The organism is Oleiphilus sp. HI0117 (assembly GCF_001635235.1).
Map to the genome: position 1 here is coordinate 1 of NZ_LWGA01000166.1, position 5,160 is coordinate 5,160.

Annotated in this window: 4 protein-coding genes; all 4 read left to right on the top strand. The window is 45.3% G+C overall.

The window, feature by feature from the left end; translation table 11 throughout:
• Positions 1-379, top strand: a 379-nt coding sequence (locus A3757_RS02185) for a 4Fe-4S dicluster domain-containing protein (protein ID WP_156506113.1), incomplete at its 5' end; no start/stop codon positions are given.
• A 392-nt stretch (positions 380-771) separates the two neighbouring features.
• Positions 772-3,612, top strand: a complete 2,841-nt coding sequence (locus A3757_RS02190; RefSeq protein ID WP_068512320.1) for a 2-oxoglutarate dehydrogenase E1 component — start codon at positions 772-774, stop codon at positions 3,610-3,612.
• A gap of 17 nt (positions 3,613-3,629) precedes the next feature.
• On the top strand, positions 3,630-4,859 hold the full coding sequence (gene odhB / locus A3757_RS02195) for a 2-oxoglutarate dehydrogenase complex dihydrolipoyllysine-residue succinyltransferase (protein WP_068739092.1): 1,230 nt from the start codon (positions 3,630-3,632) through the stop codon (positions 4,857-4,859).
• Positions 4,860-4,884: 25 nt separating this feature from the next.
• The coding region (locus A3757_RS02200) for an FAD-dependent oxidoreductase (RefSeq protein ID WP_156506114.1) at positions 4,885-5,160 on the top strand (276 nt) is incomplete at its 3' end.

A 5,160-nucleotide genomic window follows, 5' to 3' on the forward strand; every position in this document is an offset into this window, starting at 1 on the left:
GCAATACGAGAAAATTAAGCCATTCTTGATTAATGATACGCCAGCACCTGCTATTGAGCGTATACAGACGCCTCAAGATCGTGAAAAGCTGGATGGATTGTATGAATGTATCTTATGTGCTTGTTGTTCAACAGCTTGCCCATCATTCTGGTGGAATCCTGACAAGTTTGTCGGGCCATCAGGTTTGTTACAGGCATACAGATTTTTGGCTGACTCACGTGATACTGCTACGGCAGAGCGTTTAGCTGATTTGGATGACCCTTTCAGTGTTTTCCGTTGTCGGGGTATCATGAACTGCGTTAGCGTTTGTCCTAAGGGGCTTAATCCAACGCGAGCTATTGGTCATATTAGAAATATGTTGTTGCAGCGCTCAACTTAATAGTGCTGAAGACGGTAGTGGTCAGGGTAGACTTTCTGCCGTCGAGACATAATCAATTGCAATAATCTGCAAGTTTTGAATTTATGTCTATAATCAAGTGATGAATCCTTTCAGACCTAGTGCTTTAGCCTAGGTCTGAAAACTTAGGAAACTGTAAAGTAAGCCCAAAAAGCCGAATTTGCAGTTCGCTGAGAAATAATAACCACTGGGGAATCGGGTAACACCCGTATTATCTTTGAGGCAGCAGTCATCCGAGCCTGTTATGTAGGGCGTTACAAGGCGAAATCGCTTTTTATCGTTAGGCTACGTATAGGTATCTTAGAGATACATATTGGCCGCCAATAAGATAGTGCCTGGTATTCGCATTTACTGCTAACTAAGGCGAGCTTTTAATGCAAGAAAGCATCATGGAACAACTCTGGCGGACATCTCACTTGTCTGGCGGAAATTTAGTATACGTTGAACAGCTGTACGACGCTTATTTGGCTGATCCTAACAGCGTCTCTGAAGAATGGCGAAGCTACTTTGACCAACTCCCAAGAGTTAATGGTCATGCTAAGAAAGACATCCCTCATTCGACCATTCGTGAACAGTTTCTCCACCTTTCCAAAAACAAATACGCAAGTCACGAACTGACTACTCCCGCAAGCGCAACCTCTGAGCACGATAAGAAGCAAGTTAAAGTCGCTCAATTGATTAACTCCTATCGAATTCGTGGCCACCAGGCAGCAAAGCTTGATCCCTTAGGTTTGATGGAGCGGGTTGATGTTCCTGATTTGGAGCTTGAATATCACGGTTTGAGCGAGGCCGACCTGGATACCGAATTTCAGATTGGTAACTTGGTCTTCGGTTCCGATGAGTTGAGTCTTCGAGAGATTGTTAACGGACTGAAAGAAACCTATTGCTCATCGCTTGGCGCTGAGTACATGCATATCGTAGACACAGATATTCGTACATGGTTTCAAGAGCGTATTGAGTCAGTAAAAGGTAAGCCCAATTACGAATTTGATACGCGCTACCATCTGCTAGAGCGTTTAACAGCAGCAGAAGGCTTAGAAAAATATCTTGGCTCTCGTTACCCAGGTACCAAACGCTTTGGCTTGGAGGGTGGTGAAAGTCTGATCCCGATGATGGATGAGCTGATTCAGCGTGCCGGTGGTTATGGTGCTAAAGAAATCGTTATAGGTATGGCTCACCGTGGTCGCCTAAACGTTTTGGTGAATACGCTTGGTAAAAACCCGAAAGACTTGTTCGATGAGTTTGACGGTAAAAAACTCCATGATATTGGTTCCGGTGACGTTAAATACCACCAGGGCTTTTCATCGAATGTGATGACGCCAGGTGGCGAAGTGCATCTAGCCTTATCGTTTAACCCCTCACATCTTGAGATTGTTTCTCCGGTTGTTGAAGGCTCGGTTCGAGCGCGCCAGGGTAGAAGGGAAGATGAGCGTCGGGATTCTGTCGTACCTATTATCATGCATGGCGATGCTGCGTTTGCAGGTCAGGGTGTGGTGATGGAAACCTTCCAGATGTCACAAACTCGTGGTTATGGTACGGGTGGTTCCGTACATATTATTATTAATAACCAGGTTGGCTTTACCACCAATAAGCGTGAAGACACGCGCTCAACAGAGTATTGTACCGACGTTGCAAAGATGATCGAAGCGCCAATCTTGCATGTAAATGGTGATGACCCCGAAGCTGTTTTGTTTGCTACTCAGGTTGCAATTGATTTCCGCAATCAGTTTAAGAAAGATGTCGTTATTGACTTGTTCTGCTATCGCCGTCGTGGTCATAACGAGGCGGATGAGCCTTCGGGCACGCAGCCATTAATGTATCAAGTGATCAAGAGCTTGAAGACAACTCGTTCTATCTACTCTGAGCGCTTACTTGAAGAGCAGGTGATCTCACAAGAACAGTCTAAAAAGCTTGAAAATGACTACCGTTCAGCACTAGAGAACGGTGATCATGTTACCAAGAGTTTGGTTCTGGAACCGAATAAGTCTATGTATGTTGACTGGACGCCATTCATTGGCCATGAGTGGACAGCTAAGGCTAAGACTTCGGTCAATGCCAAAACCTTGCAGCGTTTAGGTAAAAAGCTAGGTGCGATACATGAAGGCTTTCCTATTCAGAAGCAGGTTCAGAAGATCATTGAAGATCGAAATAAAATGAATCAGGGCGCAATGCCGCTGAACTGGGGTTATGGCGAGGTAATGGCTTATGCTAGTTTGCTAGCAGAAGGTCATGAAATTCGTATCTCAGGTCAAGATGTTGGTCGCGGTACCTTCTCTCATCGTCATGTTGTTTTACACAACCAGACAGATGGATCGACTTATGTGCCTTTGCAGAATATCAAAGAAGATCAGCCTAAGTGCGAGATTATCGACTCCTTGTTATCGGAAGAGGCGGTTCTTGCCTTTGAATATGGTTTTGCAACGACCAACCCTGGTGCACTCGTAGTTTGGGAAGCTCAGTTTGGTGACTTCGCAAACGGCGCACAAGTTGTTATTGACCAGTTTATTACCAGTGGTGAGTTAAAGTGGGGGCGCCTATGTGGCCTAACCATGCTACTACCTCACGGTTATGAAGGTCAGGGTCCTGAACACTCCTCCGCTCGCTTGGAACGCTACTTGCAGTTGTGTGCTGAGCATAATATCCAGGTTTGTGTGCCAACTACGCCAGCACAGGTGTTCCATATGCTTCGTCGTCAGGTTAAACGACCTTTGAGGAAGCCTCTGATCGCCATTACGCCGAAGAGTTTACTTCGTCACAAAGAAGCTACCTCAACGCTTGATGATTTGAGCTCAGGTACATTCCAGACAGTTATTGGCGATAGCTATGTTGATGATGTTCGCAATATAAAACGCGTCATTATGTGTAGCGGTAAGGTTTATTATGACCTGTTGAATTTCCAACAGCATAATGAAATTACTGATACTGCGGTGATTCGTATCGAGCAATTGTATCCGTTCCCTGGGGATGATCTTAAGGCCATCTTGGAACAGTACCCGAAAGCAAGTGATGTTGTTTGGTGTCAGGAAGAGCCCCAAAATCAGGGTGCATGGTATCCAACGCAGCATAGAATGCGTCGAGTGCTCAAAGAAATTGATGAAAAAATATATTTAAGATACGCCGGACGTAAAAGCTCCGCTGCTCCTGCTGCAGGCTATATTTCGGTACATGTTGAAGAACAAAATGCGCTAGTTAACCAAGCGTTTGATGTTGAATAGTTTAATAAGGATTGGAAATGTCTACAGAAATTAAAGCCCCAACCTTCCCAGAGTCAGTCGCGGATGGAACAGTTGCCACTTGGCATAAGCAAGCTGGAGAGCAGGTATCGCGTGATGAACTCATCGTCGATATAGAAACTGATAAAGTCGTTCTTGAAGTCGTTGCGCCAGATGATGGTGTGATTGAATCTATTTTAAAGCAAGAGGGCGATATTGTCCTAAGTGGCGAAGTCATCGGTAAGTTTACAGCTGGCGCAAGCGGTACAAGTGCCGCAGCACCCGCAGCTGAAGCGGCTCCGGCGGCGACTGAAGAGTCGGCCCCTGCTGCCGAAGTTATCATGAGCCCGGCTGCTAAAAAATTGGTGCAAGAAAATAGTCTTGATCCGTCAGCTATTGCAGCAAGTGGTAAAGACGGTCGTTTGACAAAAGAGGATGTTGTTGCGCACCTTGCAACTGCTACTAGTGCACCTGCTCTGGCCGCTGCTGCGCCAGCTAGTAAGCCAGTATCGGCCCCTGCTGCGCCAGTAGCGCTTGATCTTGGCGCTCGCGCTGAAAAACGAGTGCCTATGACTCGCTTAAGAGCAAGCATTGCACGTCGATTGTTGGATGCAAGTCAAAATACTGCCATGTTGACCACCTTTAATGAGGTTAACATGAAGCCCTTAATGGATCTTAGAAAACAATATAAAGAGTTGTTTGAGAAGAAGCATGATGGCACTAAGCTTGGTTTCATGTCCTTATTCGTTAAAGCAGCTGCTGAAGCCTTGAAGCGCTTCCCGGCAGTTAATGCGTCAATCGATGGTGATGAAATTGTTTATCATGGTTATCAGGATATTGGTGTAGCGGTATCAAGTGATAAAGGCCTGGTAGTACCAGTCTTACGCGATGCAGATGGTATGAGCTTGGCAACAATTGAAGGATCAATCAAAGAGTATGGTCAAAAAGCCCGTAACGGTAAGCTCTCTATTGAAGAAATGACAGGCGGTACTTTCACTATTTCTAACGGTGGTGTATTCGGTTCCTTGATGTCTACGCCAATCTTGAATCCGCCTCAAACGGCGATTTTGGGTATGCATAAGATTCAAGAGAGACCTATGGCTGTTAATGGTGAGGTTGTGATCTTGCCGATGATGTACCTTGCTTTGTCTTATGACCATCGAATGATTGATGGTAAAGAAGCTGTTCAGTTCCTGGTTGCGATCAAGGAAATGATTGAAGATCCAGCTAGAATTCTTCTAGAAATTTAAGTCGAGAACCGGGAGATAAATATAAATGTCAAATAAGTATGATGTAATCGTAATTGGTTCTGGTCCGGCTGGATATGTTGCTGCAATTCGTTGTGGTCAGCTTGGCTTAAAGACTGCGTGTGTTGAAAAGTGGACATCTGAGACAGGTAAGCAGATTCTTGGTGGTACCTGTTTGAACGTGGGTTGTATCCCTTCAAAAGCCTTGCTTGAGTCTTCACATAAGTATGAAGAGGCGAAGCATGATTTTGACGTGCACGGTATTGGCCTGGACGATTTGAAGATTGACGTGCCTAAGATGATT